The sequence below is a fragment of the Streptomyces sp. NPDC031265 genome (genome assembly GCF_055570295.1).
Map to the genome: position 1 here is coordinate 852,915 of NZ_JBVIHM010000001.1, position 17,985 is coordinate 870,899.

At 72.2% G+C, this 17,985-nt stretch carries 14 protein-coding genes; 10 read left to right on the top strand and 4 right to left on the bottom strand.

Annotated elements, in window-relative coordinates; translation table 11 throughout:
• Positions 1-198: 198 nt before the first annotated feature.
• From ACZ499_RS04000 to ACZ499_RS04015, 4 genes are all read right to left on the bottom strand, one after another.
• A complete protein-coding gene (locus tag ACZ499_RS04000) occupies positions 199-1,050 on the bottom strand; it encodes an EamA family transporter (protein ID WP_468671939.1) in 852 nt (283 codons plus the stop codon).
• Positions 1,047-1,535 carry a YbaK/EbsC family protein gene (locus ACZ499_RS04005; RefSeq protein ID WP_468409911.1) on the bottom strand — a complete coding sequence of 163 codons (489 nt, stop codon included), beginning with the start codon at positions 1,533-1,535 and terminating at the stop codon, positions 1,047-1,049. Before ACZ499_RS04005 ends, ACZ499_RS04000 begins: the two co-directional genes overlap by 4 nt.
• A 73-nt stretch (positions 1,536-1,608) precedes the next feature.
• The gene (locus ACZ499_RS04010; RefSeq protein ID WP_468671944.1) at positions 1,609-3,249 is read right to left on the bottom strand and encodes a penicillin-binding transpeptidase domain-containing protein; all 1,641 of its coding nucleotides are present in this window, start codon (positions 3,247-3,249) and stop codon (positions 1,609-1,611) included.
• A gap of 117 nt (positions 3,250-3,366) precedes the next feature.
• A complete protein-coding gene (locus tag ACZ499_RS04015; protein ID WP_468671946.1) occupies positions 3,367-5,139 on the bottom strand; it encodes a dolichyl-phosphate-mannose--protein mannosyltransferase in 1,773 nt (590 codons plus the stop codon).
• Positions 5,140-5,234: 95 nt separating this feature from the next.
• Between ACZ499_RS04015 and rsmI the strand changes: the two genes are divergently transcribed.
• The 10 genes from rsmI to ACZ499_RS04065 all read left to right on the top strand — a co-directional run bounded on the left by rsmI (position 5,235) and on the right by ACZ499_RS04065 (position 17,829).
• Positions 5,235-6,113, top strand: coding sequence for a 16S rRNA (cytidine(1402)-2'-O)-methyltransferase (rsmI, locus tag ACZ499_RS04020; protein WP_468409917.1), 879 nt, complete (start codon positions 5,235-5,237; stop codon positions 6,111-6,113).
• 181 nt (positions 6,114-6,294) lie between these two features.
• Positions 6,295-6,708, top strand: coding sequence for a hypothetical protein (locus tag ACZ499_RS04025; protein ID WP_468409919.1), 414 nt, complete (start codon positions 6,295-6,297; stop codon positions 6,706-6,708).
• 30 nt (positions 6,709-6,738) lie between these two features.
• Positions 6,739-7,611, top strand: coding sequence for a TatD family hydrolase (locus ACZ499_RS04030; protein ID WP_468409921.1), 873 nt, complete (start codon positions 6,739-6,741; stop codon positions 7,609-7,611).
• 141 nt (positions 7,612-7,752) lie between these two features.
• Entirely contained in the window at positions 7,753-9,090 is a 1,338-nt protein-coding gene (locus tag ACZ499_RS04035; protein ID WP_468671954.1) for a ubiquitin-like domain-containing protein, read from the top strand.
• Positions 9,087-9,947 carry a 16S rRNA (adenine(1518)-N(6)/adenine(1519)-N(6))-dimethyltransferase RsmA gene (gene rsmA, locus ACZ499_RS04040; RefSeq protein ID WP_468671956.1) on the top strand — a complete coding sequence of 287 codons (861 nt, stop codon included), beginning with the start codon at positions 9,087-9,089 and terminating at the stop codon, positions 9,945-9,947. Before ACZ499_RS04035 ends, rsmA begins: the two co-directional genes overlap by 4 nt.
• Positions 9,944-10,870, top strand: coding sequence for a 4-(cytidine 5'-diphospho)-2-C-methyl-D-erythritol kinase (locus tag ACZ499_RS04045; protein WP_468409926.1), 927 nt, complete (start codon positions 9,944-9,946; stop codon positions 10,868-10,870). Before rsmA ends, ACZ499_RS04045 begins: the two co-directional genes overlap by 4 nt.
• A 310-nt stretch (positions 10,871-11,180) precedes the next feature.
• Positions 11,181-12,989: an ABC-F family ATP-binding cassette domain-containing protein gene (locus ACZ499_RS04050; protein WP_468671959.1), complete on the top strand. Its 1,809-nt coding sequence runs from the start codon at positions 11,181-11,183 to the stop codon at positions 12,987-12,989.
• Between the two features lie 257 nt (positions 12,990-13,246).
• A complete protein-coding gene (locus tag ACZ499_RS04055) occupies positions 13,247-15,031 on the top strand; it encodes an outer membrane protein assembly factor BamB family protein (protein ID WP_468671963.1) in 1,785 nt (594 codons plus the stop codon).
• Positions 15,032-15,080: 49 nt separating this feature from the next.
• Positions 15,081-16,889: an outer membrane protein assembly factor BamB family protein gene (locus ACZ499_RS04060; protein ID WP_468671967.1), complete on the top strand. Its 1,809-nt coding sequence runs from the start codon at positions 15,081-15,083 to the stop codon at positions 16,887-16,889.
• Positions 16,890-17,154: 265 nt separating this feature from the next.
• The gene (locus tag ACZ499_RS04065; protein WP_385550368.1) at positions 17,155-17,829 is read left to right on the top strand and encodes a helix-turn-helix transcriptional regulator; all 675 of its coding nucleotides are present in this window, start codon (positions 17,155-17,157) and stop codon (positions 17,827-17,829) included.
• Positions 17,830-17,985: the final 156 nt, after the last annotated feature.

Here is a 17,985-nt window from a genome sequence, read left to right on the forward strand (position 1 = left end):
GCGCTCGTGCGTGTCCGGGAGGAGTGGGGGCGGAGGGGGATCCAGAAGGTGGGGAGTGGGGACCACGTCCCCCGAAACGGGCCCCGGGGGCGCACCCCCGGGAGACCCACCCCCACCCCCCACCCACCCCCGGAGGCCACGCCGCGGAGCCGCAATTGTCACAGCGGGAAGGGGCGGGGCGGGGGGAGAAACACCCGGTCACCCCGCCCGCAGCATCAGCCCGATCCCCACCACCAACACCCCCGCCGCAGCAATCCGCGGCCCCCCGAACCGTTCCTTGAAGAACAGCGCCCCGATCGCCGCCCCCACGATGATGCTGGACTCCCGCAGCGCGGCGACCGGGGCCAGGGGAGCCCGCGTCTGGGCCCACAGGACCAGCCCGTACGCCGTCATCGAGAGCGCCGCCCCCAGCAGCCCCCGCCCCGCGTACGGCCGAAGCTGACCGATCAGCGAACCCCGGCGCCGGTACACCGCGTACGCCGGGATCAGCAGCCCCTCCAGGATCATGAGCCACGCGATATAGCCGACCGGGGTGCCGGAGGCGCGTACGCCGACGCCGTCCACCACCGTGTACGACGCGATCGACAGGCCCGTCGCCCCCGCGGCCACCAGCGCCGGCCAGTGCGGTCGCGCGCCCGAGCCCCGGATGCCCCACAGGGCGACCCCGACCAGGCCCGCCGAGGCGACCGCCACCCCGGCGCCCTGCCACGCGTTCAGGCTCTCGCCGACGAACAGCGCGGCCAGCACGGTCACCACCAGCGGCGCCGTGCCGCGCGCGATGGGATACATCTGGCCGAAGTCGCCCAGGCTGAACGACCGCATGAGCAGCACCTGGTAGGCGGTGTGCAGCGCCGCCGAGGCGACCAGATACGGCCAGGCGCCGGAGGCGGGCAGCGGGGTGAACACCGCGAGCACCGCGCCGATCGCCGTCGCCCCGCCGCCTATCAGCGTGAACGCGACCAGCTGGTCCTTGATCGTGTGCGCCATCGCGTTCCAGGACGCGTGGGTGACGGCGGCGAGCAGCACGGCGAGCGCGACGGTCGGGGTCACGCCGTACGCTCGCGCACGTCGACCAGCGCCCCGCCCGCGTGCCCGATCAGCGTCTTTGGGTCGAGCGGGAAGACGGTGTGGGGAGTGCCCGCCGCCGCCCAGACCACGTCGTGGTCGAGCAGCGCGCGGTCGGCGAGGACCCGGGTGCGGCGTACATGGCCGAAGGGCGGGACGCCCCCGATCGCGTACCCCGTCGTCTCCCGTACGAGCTCCGCCCCGGCCCGCTTCACCTTCTCCGCGCCCAGCTCACGCCGTACGAGCTCCACGTCCACCCGCGACGAGCCGTCCATCAGGACGATCACCGGGACCCCGTCCGCCTCGAAGACCAGCGACTTGACGATCTCGCCGATGTCGCAGCCGATGGCGGCGGCCGCCTCGGCGGCGGTCCTGGTCGCGTCCGGGAAGCGACGTACCTCCACGTCGAGCCCGAGTGCGCGCAGCGCCTCGGCGAATCGCGGGTGGGCGACGGAATCTTGAGCGTTCATGCCCCCGCACGCTAGCGGTAGCTGTATGCCGCATGCGAGAGCGTTTCACCACCCCGGGCGCCGCCCCGGTTGCTCAGCCCGCCCGCAGCACCCGCGCCACGATCGGCCCCGCCGCGTCCACGCCGTGCCCGCCGGACTGGACGAGCGCGGCGGCGGCGAGCCCGTTGCCGTACCCGGTGAACCAGCTGTTGGACTTGCCCTGCTGGTCCACCTCGGCCGAGCCGGTCTTGGCGCCCTTGGGCCCGGGCACCCCTGCCATCGTGCCCACGGCCGTACCGCGGCCCGTGGTCGCGGCGTGCATCATCTGCTGGAGCTGGGAGGCCAGCGGGTCGGGCAGCGGCTTGGCGGTGGCCAGTTCGCGGTCGTCCAGGGACTGCGGCACGATCACCGGCTGCTGGAAGCGGCGGTTGATCACGGTGGCCGAGACGGACGCCATGTCGAGCGGGCTCATCTGGACCTTGCCCTGCCCGATGTAGGAGGCCGCGGTCTCCACACCGGAGGACTCCGGGACGCTGCCGTCGAAGGACTTCACCCCGCCGAGCTTCCAGTTGTCCTGGCCGAGTCCGAAGTAGTCCCGGGCTGTCCGGCCCAGCGCTGTCCCGGCGACGTGCTTGCCGGCGAGCGGCTTCACCGGCTTGATGAAGGCGGTGTTGCAGGACTGGGCGAAGGCGTCGGTCAGGGTGCCGTTCGGGATGGTGAAGTCCTTGAGGTTGTGGAAGGTGTACCCCTCCCACGGGACCGTGGCCGGGCACTCGACCGGCTGGTTCGCGCCACCCACGCCGTTATCGATGATCATCGCGCCGGTGATGATCTTCATGGTGGAGCCGGGCGCCACGGCCGCCTGGAGGGAGGCGGGGAAGCCGTCCTTGCGGTTGTCCGCGACGGCCCGGATCGCCCCGCTGGACGGCTCGATCGCCACCACCGACGACTCCGCGAACTGCTTCACGCCCTGCTCGGCCGCCGCCTGCACGTCCGCGTCGAGCGTCGTCGTCAGCTTGCCCGGCGTGCCCTTGGCCAGGGTGAGCAGTGTCTGGTTCGCGGCGCCCTCGGCGCCGCCCTCGATCCAGGTCTCCACGCCCGGCGTGCCGTTGGCCTTGGTCCCGTACTTCTGCCGCAGCGCGTCCAGGACCGGCCCCAGCGAGGGGTACTTCTCCTTGGTCAGCACCCGGCCCCGGTGGTCGACGGCCTCGATCTCGGGGCTCTTGGCCGCGCCGGTCACCAGCTTCTGGCCGGTCTTCAGCTTCGGGTGGACGACGGCCGGCTGCCAGTCCACCAGCGCCTTGCCGGTGGTCACGCCCCGTACGACGGTCAGCCGGGAGCTGTAGGCGAGCGGCGCGGTCCTCCCCTCGTACGCGATCTCCGCCTTCACCGTGTACGGAACGGTCGCCCCCGTGGCCGCCCCCGGCGTGATCGTCACCTTGCCCACGTGCGCCTCGTCGTGGAAGCCGGCGAGCGCGGTCTGGGCGGCCGCGTTGTTGTTGGTCAGGGCCGAGGCCCCCGCCGCGTCCCCCTTCGACCAGGCGGCGAAGAAGGCCTGCGCGGTCTTGGTGATCTCGTCGGTGCTGGGCGGCCCGGTCCGTGCCGGGGCCGCCCGGGTGTGCGTGCCCGAGGACGAGTCGTCCCCGGACAGCATCTGGTAGCCGCCGTACACCACGCCGGTGCCGACCACCACGAACACGCCGCCGACTATGGCGGCCTTGGCTCCACTGCGCATCTGCAGCCCCTCCCCAGGAGTCCCTTGAACACGTTCAAGAGATGCTTGTGAGGAACTTTACGTGACAGCAGTGACAACGGTGGCGGCTGTTACCGGACCGCGACCGCCACCCCCCGCTCACACCCAGGTATCCAGCCACATCCGGTTCCGCCACGAATCCAGCGGAATCGCCGTTCCGGTATACAGCGGCCAGAAGTAGATGAAGTTCCAGACGATCAGCAGCACGAGCACGCCCGCGCCGATCGCGCCGATGGCCCGGCGCCGTTCGTCCGAGCCCGGTGGCCCGAGGATCGCGCCGATCATCATGGCCACCGCCAGACACAGGAACGGCACGAAGACGACCGCGTAGAAGAAGAAGATCGTCCGCTCCTGGTAGAGGAGCCACGGCAGCCAGCCCGCCGCGATGCCGCAGACGATCGCGCCCGCCCGCCAGTCGCGCCGGAACACCCAGCGCCACAGCACGTACAGGATCGCGAAGCACGCCGCCCACCAGAGCAGCGGAGTGCCGAGCGCCAGCACCTCGCGGGCGCACTTGCCGGTGGTGTCCGAGGGGCAGCCGTCGGTGCCGGGCGAGGGGCTCTCGTAGAAGTACGAGACCGGGCGGCCCAGGACGATCCAGCTCCACGGGTTGGACTGGTAGGTGTGCTTGTCGTGCAGGTTGACGTGGAAGCTGTAGACCTCGGCCTCGTAGTGCCACAGGCTGCGCAGCGACTCCGGCATCCAGCTCATGTCGAACTGCGGCAGGCTCACCTTGCCGAGCAGCGGCAGCTTGACGTGGTCGGGGGAGAGGCCGTCGCGGCCGTGCGCCCAGTCCCGGAAGTAGCCCTTGTCGGTCATGAACCAGCCGGTCCAGGAGGCCAGATACGTCACCACGGCCACCGGGACCGTGGAGACGAACGCCGGGAACACGTCCTTCCTGAGTGCCGCGCGGTACGGGCGCACCGCGCCCGCCGTCCTGCGGGCGGCCGCGTCCCACAGCACCGCCATCACACAGAAGAAGACCAGGACGTACAGGCCGTTCCACTTGGTGCCGCAGGCCAGGCCCAGCATCACCCCGGCCGCGATCCGCCACGGGCGCCAGCCCAGACGAAGGCCCTCCGCCACGGCCGTGTCCGGGCGCAGGTCGCCGTCCTCGCTCGCGGGGAGCGCCGCCGCGAGGCGGGCCCGCGCCCGGTCCCGGTCGATCAGCAGGCAGCCGAAGGCCGCGAGCACGAAGAACATGACCACGAGGTCGAGCAGCGCCATCCGGCTCATCACGAAGTGCAGCCCGTCCACCGCGAGCAGCGCGCCCGCCAGACAGCCCAGGAACGTCGAGCGGAACAGGCGCCGCCCGATCCGGCAGAGCATCAGCACCGAGAGCGTGCCGAGCACCGCCATCACGAAGCGCCAGCCGAACGGGGTGAAGTCGAACCACTTCTCGCCGATGCCGATGAGGTACTTGCCGACCGGCGGATGCACCACGTACCCGGGGTCGGTGGGGATCGGCACCGACGAGGGGTCCTTGATGATCGACTTGTCGACGTCCTTCGGCCAGGCGCCCTCGTAGCCGCGGTTGATCAGCGCCCAGGCGTCCTTGGCGTAGTACGTCTCGTCGAATATCACCGCGTCCGGGCTGCCCAGCTTCCAGAACCGCAGCACCCCGGCGACCAGCGTGACCAGCAGCGGGCCGCCCCACGCCGACCAGCGAACCAGGCGCTCGGCCGTCGCGGGGGAGACCTTCAGGACCGCCCAGAGCTGCCCGGACGGGCGGGTGTAGGGCGGCACCAGCCGGTCGCGCAGGCCGATTCTCGGCCGGGCCGCGTAGCCGAAGCGGCGCAGCCGGTCCTGCCAGCCGGGCGGCGGATCTCCGGCGTCATGGCCCTCAAGGGTCTGTGGCGCAGTACTGGTCACCGCGCCATCGTAGGGAAAGCGCCTGTGTGAGTCCCGTGGCCGGGCCCGATCGGGCCCGGGCGACCGGGGCGGCGCCGGGCTGGGAGGATGGCGGGGTGACCGGAACACTCGTACTCGCAGGGACCCCCATCGGCGACATCGCGGACGCGCCGCCGCGCCTCGCCGCCGAGCTGGAACGGGCCGACGTCGTCGCCGCCGAGGACACCCGGCGGCTGCGCGGCCTGACCAGGGCGCTCGGCATCCACACCTCGGGGCGGGTCGTCTCCTACTTCGAGGGCAATGAGTCCGCCCGTACGCCCGAGCTGGTCGAGGCGCTGGAGGGCGGCGCGCGTGTGCTGCTCGTGACCGATGCCGGGATGCCCTCGGTCTCCGACCCCGGCTACCGCCTCGTGGCGGCGGCCGTGGAGAAGGACATCAAGGTCACGGCCGTGCCCGGGCCCTCGGCGGTGCTCACCGCGCTCGCCCTGTCCGGGCTGCCCGTCGACCGGTTCTGCTTCGAGGGGTTCCTGCCGCGCAAGGCGGGTGAGCGCCTCGGACGGCTGCGCGAGGTCGCAGACGAGCGCCGCACCCTCGTCTACTTCGAGGCCCCGCACCGGCTCGACGACACGCTCGCCGCGATGGCCGAGGTCTTCGGCGCCGAGCGCCGCGCCGCGGTCTGCCGCGAGCTGACCAAGACGTACGAGGAGGTCAAGCGCGGCAGCCTGAAGGACCTCGCCGAGTGGGCCGCCGACGGGGTGCGCGGCGAGATCACCGTGGTGGTGGAGGGCGCGGCCGAGAGCGGGCCCGCCGAGCTGGACGCCGAGGAGCTGGTGCGCCGCGTCCAGGTGCGCGAGGAGGCGGGCGAGCGGCGCAAGGAGGCGATCGCCGCGGTGGCCGCCGATGCGGGCCTTCCCAAACGCGAGGTGTTCGACGCGGTCGTGGCGGCAAAGAACGCGGCACGACAGGCACCCGGGAACGGCAAAGGACTATCGTAAAAGTAAAGCGCAGGCCGCGCACCGGGGCTTTTTCCTAGGAAAGGCCAAATCGGCACCAACACTCGACAGCCCCTGATGCGTTTTGGCGGCGAAAGGCGTCCCATGGATCGGGGGACGCTTTCGCCCCCGCTCGCAAGGAGCGATCGCAAGAGCTTGTCCAGCGGACAAGAGGAGCCGGCACATGAGTGAGATTGCTGAGACCACGGCACACGAGGCTTACGCCTTCGCGTGCATGAGGTGTGGGTATGGCTGGGAGCAGGCGTACGACATAGAGCACCACGTGGACGGCAAGGGCCAGCCGTTCGTGGTCTACAAGGCGAACGGGGAACGGGTGCCGTCCCCGCTCTCCCACCCCACCTGTCTGAACTGCGGCGGGCACGTCGTGCGCACCCTGCGCGCCGGCCGGGTCTCCAGCGTCCAGCAGTGGCTCGCGCACCACTCGACCCACCAGGCACCGGCCGGGCCGGTCGGGTCCGGGGGCGACCCGGAGCCGGACACCCCGGCGGCGGCGGAGTCCGACGCCGCGCCCGACTCCGCGCACCACTGGCACCTGTCGGACCTCCTGCACCCCTTCCAGCACCACCACAAGAAGTGACGGGCCGGGGCCTTTCATAGGATCGGCCCCATGAGTTCCGCCAAGGATGCCCCGCCGCCGCTGCCCGAACCGCTCGGTGTGGCGGTGGCCGACTCCCACACCCACCTGGACATGCAGTCCACCACGGTGGAGGAAGCCCTGGTCAGGGCCGCGTCCGTCGGGGTGACGACAGTGGTCCAGGTGGGGTGCGACCTGAAGGGTTCGCAGTGGGCCGCGGACACGGCCGAGGCGCACGAGAACGTGCACGCCGCCGTCGCCCTGCACCCCAACGAGGCGCCCAGGATCGTCCTGGGGGACCCCGACGGCTGGTCGCGCCAGGGGGCGCGGCAGCCCGGCGGCGACGCCGCCCTCGACGACGCGCTCGCCGAGATCGACCGGCTCGCCGCCCTCCCGCACGTCAAGGCCGTCGGCGAGACCGGGCTCGACTACTTCCGGACCGGGGCCGATGGCATGGCCGCCCAGGAGAGGTCGTTCCGGGCGCACATCGAGATCGCCAAACGGCACGGCAAGGCGCTCGTCATCCACGATCGCGAGGCGCACGCGGATGTGCTGCGCATTCTGCGGGAAGAGGGCGCCCCGGAACGCACGGTCTTCCACTGCTATTCCGGTGACGCGGAAATGGCGGAACTCTGCGCGGAATCCGGCTACTTCATGTCCTTCGCCGGAAACATGACCTTCAAGAACGCCCAGCCGCTGCGCGACGCACTCGCCGTCGCCCCCCTCGAACTGGTCCTGGTCGAGACGGACGCGCCCTTCCTCACGCCGGCGCCGTACCGCGGACGGCCCAATGCGCCGTATCTCATTCCGATTACGGTGCGCGCCATGGCGGCGGTGAAGTCGATTCACGAGGACGTGCTGGCCGCGGCCATCGCGGAGAACACCGCGCGCGCCTTCGATTACTGACGGATGACGGCAGCGGTGCTCCGACTGGGCGAGTGCAGAGTAGCGTGACGACACTCCGTAGTCGAATTGCTTAGGACAGTGACCGGCGCTCCGCTAATGTCCCGGCCTCGATGGGACGACCGGCCGGAACTCTGGAGCGCCGTGAGCAATTCGCAGGGCAGTCACCGTGCCGCACGCGGCGGCCGCCGCGCGGCGACCAGAACCGCCGAGCCGCCGTACCCGCAGGACGCGCCGCCACCCGCCGAGCCGCCCTCGTACGACAGGTACGAGACGCAGCCGGCCGAGGTGCCGCGGCCGCGCCGGTCCGCGGGCCAGGAGGAGGGCTCGCGGGCCGGGGCGCGGCGGGCCTCGCGGCGCCGCAGGAGCGGCGGGCTCTTCGGCGCCGGCTCCGACGCCCTGCGCCGGCTCATCCCGCAGGCCCTGGTGGTCGCCTGCCTCGCGGGCGGGACCACCGCGTTCCTCGCCAACGACAAGGCGGTGCGGCTCACCGTCGACGGTGTCCCGCGCACCCTGCACACCTTCGCGGACGACGTCGACGAGCTCCTCGCGGACCAGCGCGTGAGCGTCGGCGACCACGACATCGTCGCGCCCGGCCGCCACGAGGCGCTGACCGGCGACGACGAGGTCGTCGTCCGCTACGGCCGCCCCGTCGCGCTCACCCTCGACGGCCGGCGCCGCCAGGTGTGGACCACCGCCCAGACGGTGGACGGGGCCCTGCGCCAGCTCGGGGTGCGGGCCGAGGGCGCATATCTGTCGGCCTCCCGCTCCTCCGCGATCGGCCGCGCCGGGATGGGCCTGGACGTGCGCACCGAGCGCCAGGTCACCTTCCTCGCCGACGGCCGCGAGCGCACGATCCGCACCAACGCGGCGACCGTCGCCGAGGCCATCGAGGAGGCCGGGATCTCCCTCCGGGGCCAGGACACCACCTTGGTGGCGCCGTCGGCCTTCCCCCGCGACGGCCAGACGATCACCGTCATGCGCATCACCGGCAGCCGCGAGGTCCGCGAGGAGCCCATCCCGTACGAGGTCGAGAAGACGAAGGACGACTCGCTCTTCGCCGGGACCGAGGTCGTCGACCGGCCCGGGCAGCGGGGCTTCCGCAAGGTCACCTACGCGCTGCGGACCGTCAACGGCGTCCGGCAGAAGCCGAGGAAGGTGGCCGAGCACCTGATGCGCCGGCCGGTCACCCAGACCGTGCGGGTCGGCACCAAACCGCTGCCCCTCTCGGTCGGCGGCGCCGACCACCTCGACTGGAATGGGCTCGCCCACTGCGAGTCCGGCGGGCGCCCCAGGGCGGTCGACCCGACCGGGAACTACGGCGGGCTCTACCAGTTCGACGGCCCCACCTGGCACGCCCTCGGCGGCAGCGGCCTCCCGCAGCACGCCAGCGCCTCCGAGCAGACGTTCCGGGCGAAGAAGCTCTACGTACAGCGGGGGTCGAGCCCGTGGCCGCACTGCGGCCGTAGGCTGTATCGGTGAGCACCACTGATCCCGACGCCCTCCTCGGCCCCGCCGACATCCGTGAACTGGCCGCAGCGCTGGGCGTACGCCCCACCAAGCAGCGCGGCCAGAACTTCGTCATCGACGCCAATACGGTCCGCCGGATCGTACGGACGGCGGGGGTGCGGCCCGACGACGTCGTGGTGGAGGTCGGGCCCGGCCTCGGCTCCCTGACCCTGGCGCTCCTGGAGGCGGCGGACCGGGTGACGGCCGTCGAGATCGACGACGTGCTCGCGGGCGCGCTGCCCGGCACGATCGCGGCCCGGCTGCCCGCCAAGAAGGACCACTTCACGCTGGTCCACTCCGACGCCATGCTGGTCCAGGAGCTGCCGGGCCCTGCGCCCACGGCGCTGGTCGCCAACCTCCCGTACAACGTGGCCGTGCCCGTCCTGCTGCACATGCTGGGCCGCTTCCCGACGATCGAGCGGACGCTGGTCATGGTCCAGGCGGAGGTCGCGGACCGGCTCGCGGCGAAGCCCGGCAACAAGGTGTACGGCGTGCCGTCGGTGAAGGCCAACTGGTACGCGGAGGTCAAGCGCGCCGGGTCCATCGGCCGCAACGTCTTCTGGCCCGCCCCCAACGTCGACTCGGGCCTGGTCTCCCTGGTCCGGCGCGCCGAGCCGGTGCAGACCACCGCCACCAGGGCGGAGGTCTTCGCGGTGGTGGACGCGGCCTTCGCCCAGCGCCGCAAGACCCTGCGGGCCGCCCTGTCCGGCTGGGCCGGCTCGGCCGCCGCCGCCGAGGAGGCGCTGGTCGCCGCCGGGATCTCGCCGCAGGCGCGCGGCGAGGCGCTGACGGTGGAGGAGTTCGCGCGGATCGCGGAGGCCAAGAAGTGACGGTGACGGTCCGCGTCCCCGCCAAGGTCAACGTCCAGCTCGCGGTCGGCCCGGCCCGCCCCGACGGCTTCCACGACCTGGCCAACGTCTTCCTGGCCGTCGGCCTGTACGACGAGGTCACGGCCACGCCCGCCGACGAGCTGCGGATCACCTGCTCCGGCCCGGACGCGGACAAGGTCCCCCTGGACCGTACGAACCTGGCGGCCCGTGCGGCCGAGCTCCTCGCAGCCCGCTTCGGTCTGTCCCCTGACGTCCACCTCCACATCGCCAAGGACATCCCGGTCGCGGGAGGCATGGCGGGCGGCAGCGCGGACGGCGCGGCGGCGCTGCTCGCCTGCGACGCGCTGTGGGGCACGGGCGCGTCACGGGCCGAACTGCTCGACATCTGCGCCGAGCTCGGCAGCGACGTCCCGTTCAGCCTGGTGGGGGGTGCGGCGCTCGGCACCGGGCGGGGCGAGAAGCTGACCCCGCTGGAGGTCGGCGGGACGTTCCACTGGGTCTTCGCGGCGGCCGACGGTGGTCTGTCGACCCCGGCGGTCTACCGCGAGTTCGACCGCCTCACGCCGCGGGCGCCGTCTCCGGCGGCGGACCCGGCGTTGCTGGCCGCGCTGCGCACGGGCGACCCCTTCGCGCTGGCGCCGGTCCTGGCGAACGACCTCCAGCCGGCCGCACTGTCCCTGCGCCCGTCGTTGGCGGAGACGCTGGCGGTGGGCACGGCGGGGGGCGCCCTGGCGTCCCTGGTCTCGGGCTCGGGCCCGACCACGGCGTTTCTCGCCGAAGGCGAGGAGAGCGCGCACAAGATCGCCGCGGCTCTGACGGCCTCGGGCACCTGCCGCTCGGCCCGGGTGGCGACTTCCCCTGCACGTGGGGCGACGGTGCTGGCTGCCTCCCCCGCCCCTGGGGCGACTGCGGATCCGGGCTGAGCCCGCCCCCCCCCCCCGCATTCGCGGCAACTGTGGTCTTGGGCTGAGCCCCAACCCCCAGGGGCGCGGGGAACCGCGCGACCGGCCACGCACGGTCTGCAGCTGAAAGAGGTCGCTCTTCGTCCGCGGCCCGGTGGGGGCTGGTCGCGTAGTTCCCCACGCCCCTGAAAGCGAGGCACCACGTGCGCCCGGGGCGGGGCGGCTGGGCAACCATGTGCGCCCCGGGGGCGGCGGGCACCTCGGCGCGGTGAGGGCCCTGCGCCCGGGAAGTACCCTGGGGGACGATCCAAGCCCCCTGCTCAGGAGTGAAATGGCCGTCAATCTGGTCAATGTCGAGGCAGTCAGCAAGGTATACGGCACCCGTGCCCTGCTCGACGGCGTCTCCCTCGGCGTCTCCGAAGGGGACCGGATCGGGGTGGTCGGACGCAACGGAGACGGCAAGACCACCCTCATCCGGATGCTCGCGCAGCTGGAGGAGGCGGACACCGGCCGCGTCACCCACGTAGGCGGGCTGCGGCTCGGCGTGCTCACCCAGCACGACTCGCTGGACCCGGAGGCGACCGTCCGCCACGAGGTGATCGGTGACCTCGCCGACCACGAGTGGGCGGGCAACGCCAAGATCCGCGACGTGCTGACGGGTCTGTTCGGCGGCCTCGGTCTGCCCGGCTTCGAGCACGGCCTGGACACGGTCATCGGCCCCCTCTCCGGCGGCGAGCGCCGCCGCATCGCGCTCGCCAAGATCCTCATCGCGGACCCGGATCTGATCATCCTGGACGAGCCCACCAACCACCTGGACGTGGAGGGCATCGCCTGGCTGGCCGCCCACCTCCAGGCCCGCCGCTCGGCGCTGGTGTGCGTCACCCACGACCGGTGGTTCCTGGACCAGGTCTGCACCCGGATGTGGGACGTGCAGCGGGGCAGCGTCTACGAGTACGAGGGCGGCTACTCGGACTACGTGTTCGCCCGGGCCGAGCGGGACCGCATCTCCGCGACCGAGGAGGCCAAGCGGCAGAACCTGATGCGCAAGGAGCTGGCCTGGCTGCGGCGCGGCGCCCCCGCCCGCACCTCCAAGCCGCGCTACCGCATCGAGGCCGCCAACGAGCTGATCGCCGACGTGCCGCCGCCGCGCGACACCTCCGAGCTGATGAAGTTCGCCAACGCACGGCTCGGCAAGACCGTCTTCGACCTGGAGGACGTGACCGTCCAGGCCGGACCCAAGGTGCTGCTCGAGCACCTGACCTGGCAGCTCGGCCCGGGCGACCGGATCGGCCTGGTCGGGGTGAACGGCGCGGGCAAGACCTCGCTGCTCCGGGCGCTGGCCGAGGCGTCCCGTACCGACGGCGAGGCGCAGCCCGCGAGCGGGCAGATCAAGGTCGGCAAGACCGTGCGGCTCGCCTACCTCTCGCAGGACGTCACCGAACTCCCCGCCGAGCTGCGGGTCCTGGAGGCCGTACAGCAGATCCGGGACCGGGTCGACCTCGGCAAGGGCCGGGAGATGACGGCCGGGCAGCTGTGCGAGCAGTTCGGGTTCACCAAGGAGAAGCAGTGGACGCCGGTCGGGGACCTCTCCGGCGGTGAGCGGCGCCGTCTCCAGCTGCTGCGGCTGCTGATGGACGAGCCGAACGTGCTGTTCCTCGACGAGCCCACCAACGACCTCGACATCGAGACGCTGACGCAGCTGGAGGACCTGCTCGACGGGTGGCCGGGCTCGATGGTCGTCATCTCGCACGACCGGTTCTTCATCGAGCGCACCACCGACCGGGTGTGGGCGCTGCTCGGCGACGCGGCCCTGCGGATGCTGCCGCGCGGCATCGAGGAGTACCTGGAGCGGCGCAAGCGGATGGTCGAGACGGCGGCTCCCGCCCCGGCGCCGGCCGCCGCCGCCCGGCCCGCCGGTACGGCCTCGTCGGCCGACAGCCGGGCCGCCAAGAAGGAACTCCAGCGGATCGAGCGGCAGCTGAGCAAGATCTCCGACCGGGAGACGGGTCTGCACGCACAAATCGCGGACAACGCCACGGACTTCGAGAAGGTCGCCAAGCTCGACGCGGAGCTGCGCGCGCTCATCGGCGAGCGCGACGACCTGGAGATGCGTTGGCTGGAACTGGCCGAGGAGGCCTAGGAACGCGTGGGGCGCGTGATGCTCGTGAGGACGCGTGACGAGTCGTAAAGAGCACGTGCAAACTCCATAACAGCCGCATCACAGGCCGGTCCGCCCTTGGGAACAGGGGCGGACCGGCCCCGTGTTCGAGGGGTTGTGGGTGATAGAAAGAAGCTCCGCTCGTCTGACGCAAACTGTGCGGGACCATGTCCGATTCCGCTCCGGAAACGCGGGGGAGTCCGCTCGGGCAGCGGTCCGCACGAAGGGGGAAACACGCTGTGACCCAGCCGCCCAGCCAGCAGCCGCCGCAGGGGGGCTTCGGGGCACCCATGGACCCGCCCGCCGGGGCACCCACTCCGCCCGGCCAGCCGCCGCAGATGCCACCGCCGCCCGCCGGCCCGCCGCCCGCGATGCCGCCCGCCCCGCCGCAGGGCGCGCCCGCGTACGGCTATCCGCAGGCGCCCGGTGCCCAGCCGGGCTACGGATACCCGCAGGCACCCGGCCAGCCGGGCCCGTACGCCCAGCAGCCGGGTCCGTACGGCCAGCAGCAGGGCCCCTACGGCGGTTACCCGACGCAGCCCCAGTACCCGGGCGCCCCGATGCCGGAGCAGCCGGGCGGGGGCCGCAACCCCTTCAAGGGCAAGCCCGCGGTGATCATCGCGGCGGCCGTGGCCGGTCTGCTCGTGGTCGGCGGCGGCGTGTACTTCGCGACCAAGGGCGGCGACGGCGACAAGAAGCCCGAGGCGAAGAAGAGCCAGGCCGCCCAGCCCACCGGCTCCCCGACGACGGACACCGGCGACGGCAAGGGCGACGGCCGGGCCGGGGCCGACGACCTCAACGCGGGCCGCAAGGACGGCGAGGCGAAGGTCTGGCTCCAGGAGAACGCCACCCAGCTGACCCAGAACGGCGCCGAGCAGTCCGGCCCCTGGGTGATCGGCGACACCGTCGTCAAGGCGATGTACAAGGAAGTCATCGGCTATTCGGTGACGGACGGCAAGCAGAAGTGGAGCGTGCCGCTCAGCGCTCCGCTGTGCGGCGCGCCGCACCAGACCACAGCCGACGGCAAGATCGTCCTCGGTGTGCAGGAGAACAACACCAAGAACGCCAAGTGCAACCAGCTCCAGCAGGTCGACCTCGCGGCCGGCAAGGCGGGCTGGAAGGTGCCGGTCCCGTCGGAGAACACCTTCGACATCATGACCAGCTTCGACATGGCGATCAGCGGCAACACCGTGGCGGTGGCCCGGATGGGCGGCGTCAGCGGCTTCTCGGTCCTCGACGGCAAGAAGGTCTTCGGCCAGGAGCGCAGCGGCAACTGCCGCGCGGACGCCTTCGCGGGCGGCGCCAGGCTGGTCGCGGCGGGCAGCTGCACGGTCGGCGGTGACACGCTCGGGGTCGACCAGATCCAGGAGCTGGACGCGACGACCGGCAAGCCCAAGTGGACCAAGCAGTTCCCCAAGGGCTGGAAGGTCGCCCGGGTCTTCTCCGTCGACCCGCTGGTGGTCTACCTGACCAACAAGGACAAGAAGCAGTTCAACATCTCGACGTTCAAGCCCGACGGCTCGCTGCGCTCCGAGCTGAGCAGCAAGGACAGCTTCCAGCCGGAGTGCGGCTGGGCGATCATGGACCGTGACCTCCAGGGCTGCCTGGGCACCGCCGCCGACGCCAACACGCTCTACCTGCCGACCGAGCCCAAGCGCAGCTCCGGCGACGGCTTCGGGCGCACCAACGAGGTCGTGGCGTTCGACCTCAACACCGGCAAGGAGAAGTGGCGTTCGACCGCGGGCGCTGCCCGCACGATGCTGCCGCTGAGCGCCGAGAACGGCAAGGTCCTCGCCTACATCGCGCCCACCACCGAGCAGGGCGGCGCGGTCGCGGAGATCGCGCCCACCGGTGGCCAGCCGAAGATCGTGCTCCAGAACCCGGCGTCCACCGCCTCCATCGAGAACGGCTTCTTCTCCAAGCACGTGGCCTACCGCGACGGCCGGCTGTTCATCCTCAACGGCCGGGTGTCCAGCCCCAAGGGCGACACCAAGGAGAAGGCCCTGATGGGGTTCGGCAACTGATGAACGCTCCCGCTTCCGCCCACTTCCCTTCCGCAGAGGTACCTACGCCATGAGCCAGCCCCCCCAGCCGCCCCAGCAGCCGGGCGGTTTCGGCGCCCCGCAGGAGCCCCCGGCGGGCGGCTTCGGCGCGCCCACCCCGCCCCCGGCGGGCGGCTTCGGCGCCCCGACGCCGCCGCCCCCGGCGATGCCGCCCACGCCTCCGGCCCAGCCGCCGGCGGCCCCGGCGTACGGCTATCCGCAGACCCCGCCGCCCGGGCAGCCGTCCGCGTACGGCTATCCGCAGACGCCGCCCCCGGCCCAGCAGGGCTACGGCTACCCGGGCCAGCCGCAGCAGGGCTACGGCTACCCCGGCCAGCCCGTCACCCAGCCCATGGCGCCGCAGGGCGCCCCGGGTGGCCCCGGCGGCAAGAAGCCCAGCACCCAGACGACGGTCATCATCGCGGCGGTCGTCGCGGTGGCGCTGATCGTCGGCGGCGTCTGGTACGCCAAGGGCAAGGACGGCGACAAGAAGGACGAGTCCAAGTCCGGCTCCACTCAGGGCGCCGACGGCGGCAAGGACGGCAAGGAGGGCGGCTCGACCGGGGGCGGCGGCAAGGAGCAGGCTCCTGCCAACGCCACCTCCAAGGTGCTCTTCCAGGTGCCGCAGCCCAAGGTCGCCGACCTGGTCCACGTCAACGGCTCCTGGCTGACCGACAAGGTGTACGCCAAGTCGGGCGTCAACGAGATCGTCGGCTACGACTCCGCCAAGGGCACACAGCTGTGGAAGCTGCCGCTGCCCGGCGCGGTCTGCGCGGCGACCACGCACGTCACCTCCGACGGCAAGACGGCGATCATCTACGAGGGCCCCAAGGCCTCCGGCGAGAAGTACGCGCGCTGCACCGAGGTCGCGGCGCTCGACCTCGCCACCGGCAAGCTGGCCTGGACGAACTCCGTCAAGGACGGCGACCGCAAGGCGATGTACGAAGAGGTCACCGTCGGCGCCGGGACGGTCGCCACCGGCGGCTCCTCGGGCGGCGCCGCCTGGGACCTGGCCACCGGCAAGCTGCTGTGGCAGCCGAAGATCACCACCGACCAGTGCAAGGACGCCGGTTACGGCGGCGGCGAGGCGCTGGTCGCGGTCCGCAAGTGCGGCGACTACGACAACCCCACGGTCACCATCCAGCCGCTGAACCCGAAGACGGGCGCGCCGGCCGCCTCGTACAAGATGCCGGCCGGTGTCCAGTACGCGCACATCGTCTCGACCAAGCCGCTGGTCGTGGCCGCCGACGTCGGCGACACCGCCGGGGACGGCAGCGGGATCTCGGACTTCTTCTCGATCGACGACAAGACCGGCAAGCTGCTGGCCCGCATCCCGGCGCCGGGCGACAAGTACGCCGCCGACTGCGACTCCACCGAGGTGGAGAAGTGCACCTCGGTCGCGGCGGGCGGCGGCAAGCTGTACGTCCCGACGGAGGAGCACGACGGCGCGGGCGGCAGCGGCTACTCCGGCCGCACCAACGAGATCCTCGCGTTCGACCTGGCCACCGGCCAGCCCGTGCCCGGCAAGGCCGACGCGGGCGACGGCTCCTCGCTGGCGCCGCTGCGGATGGACGGCAACAACGTCATCGCGTTCAAGAAGCCCCCGTACGACAAGGGCAGCCAGATCGTCAGCGTCGACGGCGGCAGCTTCAAGCAGACGGTCCTGCTGCAGAACCCGGCGGACACCTCCGTGCGGGACGCGCTCTCGCAGTTCGGGCCGGAGTACGGCGAGATCCGGTACAACCAGGGCAAGCTCTTCATGTCGGCGACGCTGCTCTCCAAGCCGAGCACGCTGACCGACGAGAAGAAGTACCTGCTGATCGGCCTCGGCACCGGCTGATCCGGCGCCGCCGTTCGTACGGCGTCAACCTCTCCATCACGGCGGCCCCGGTCGCGGAGCACCCTCCGCGGCCGGGGCCCCCGCGTTCACCTGGGCGGACACGGTTGTTCGCCAAGTAGTCCTGAATGCCGGGGATTTCGGCAATCCGGGCGTCTTCTCACCGGTAGGGGGCGCGCGACGTCGAACAAGCGTGTAGCTTGCCGGGGCAGGGAGGGGCCGGGCCAGGGGAGTTGGCAACGCGCCCCGGGGGGATGGGGGTTGCTCGATGGGCGTGCGGCTCATGGTGGTCGACGACCACCGCCTGCTCGCCGAGGCGCTGGCCTCGGCACTGAAGCTCCGCGGGCACCGGGTGCTCGCCGCGGCCGCTCCGGTCGCCGGGGCGGCGGAGCTGGTGGTGGCACGGGCGCCGGAGGTGTGTCTGCTCGGCACGGCCACGCCCGCCGAGCCGGGGGTGTTCGACCCGATCGTCAAGATCAAGCGGGAGCGGCCGCAGGTGGCAGTGGTGGTGCTCGGGCCGGTGCCCAGCCCGCGCGGGATCGCGGCGGCCTTCGCCGCGGGCGCTTCCGGGTACGTAAGGCACGACGAGCGCATCGAGGGGGTTGAGCGCGCCATGGTCAAGGCGCGGTCCGGGGAGGCGGCGGTGGCGCCGCAGCTGCTCCAGGGCGCCTTCGCGGAGCTGCTCAACCCGGTCGCGCAGCCGGACGACGAGGGGCAGCGGCTGCTGCAGATGCTGACCCCGCGCGAGGTCGAGGTGCTGGTCCGGGTCGCGGACGGCGAGGACACCCGGCTGATCGCCGCGGGCATGGGCATCGCCCCCTCCACCGCGCGCACCCATGTCCAGCGCGTCCTGATGAAGCTGGGCGTCGGCTCCCGCCTTGAGGCGGCGGCGCTGGCCGCCCGTACGGGGCTCCTGGACCGGGCGGTCCCGCCGACGGGCTGAGCCGGACCTCTTTTTTCTCTGTTGCTTCGCGCTGTGGGGGGGGGCGGGGGGGGGGTGGGGCCACAGCCAGGTGCGGACCGTCTCCCCGAGCGTCTTTGTTCTGTCCAGTTAATGGTGGGGGTTGTTCGTTGGTCTTTTTTTTCCTGTTTGTTTTCT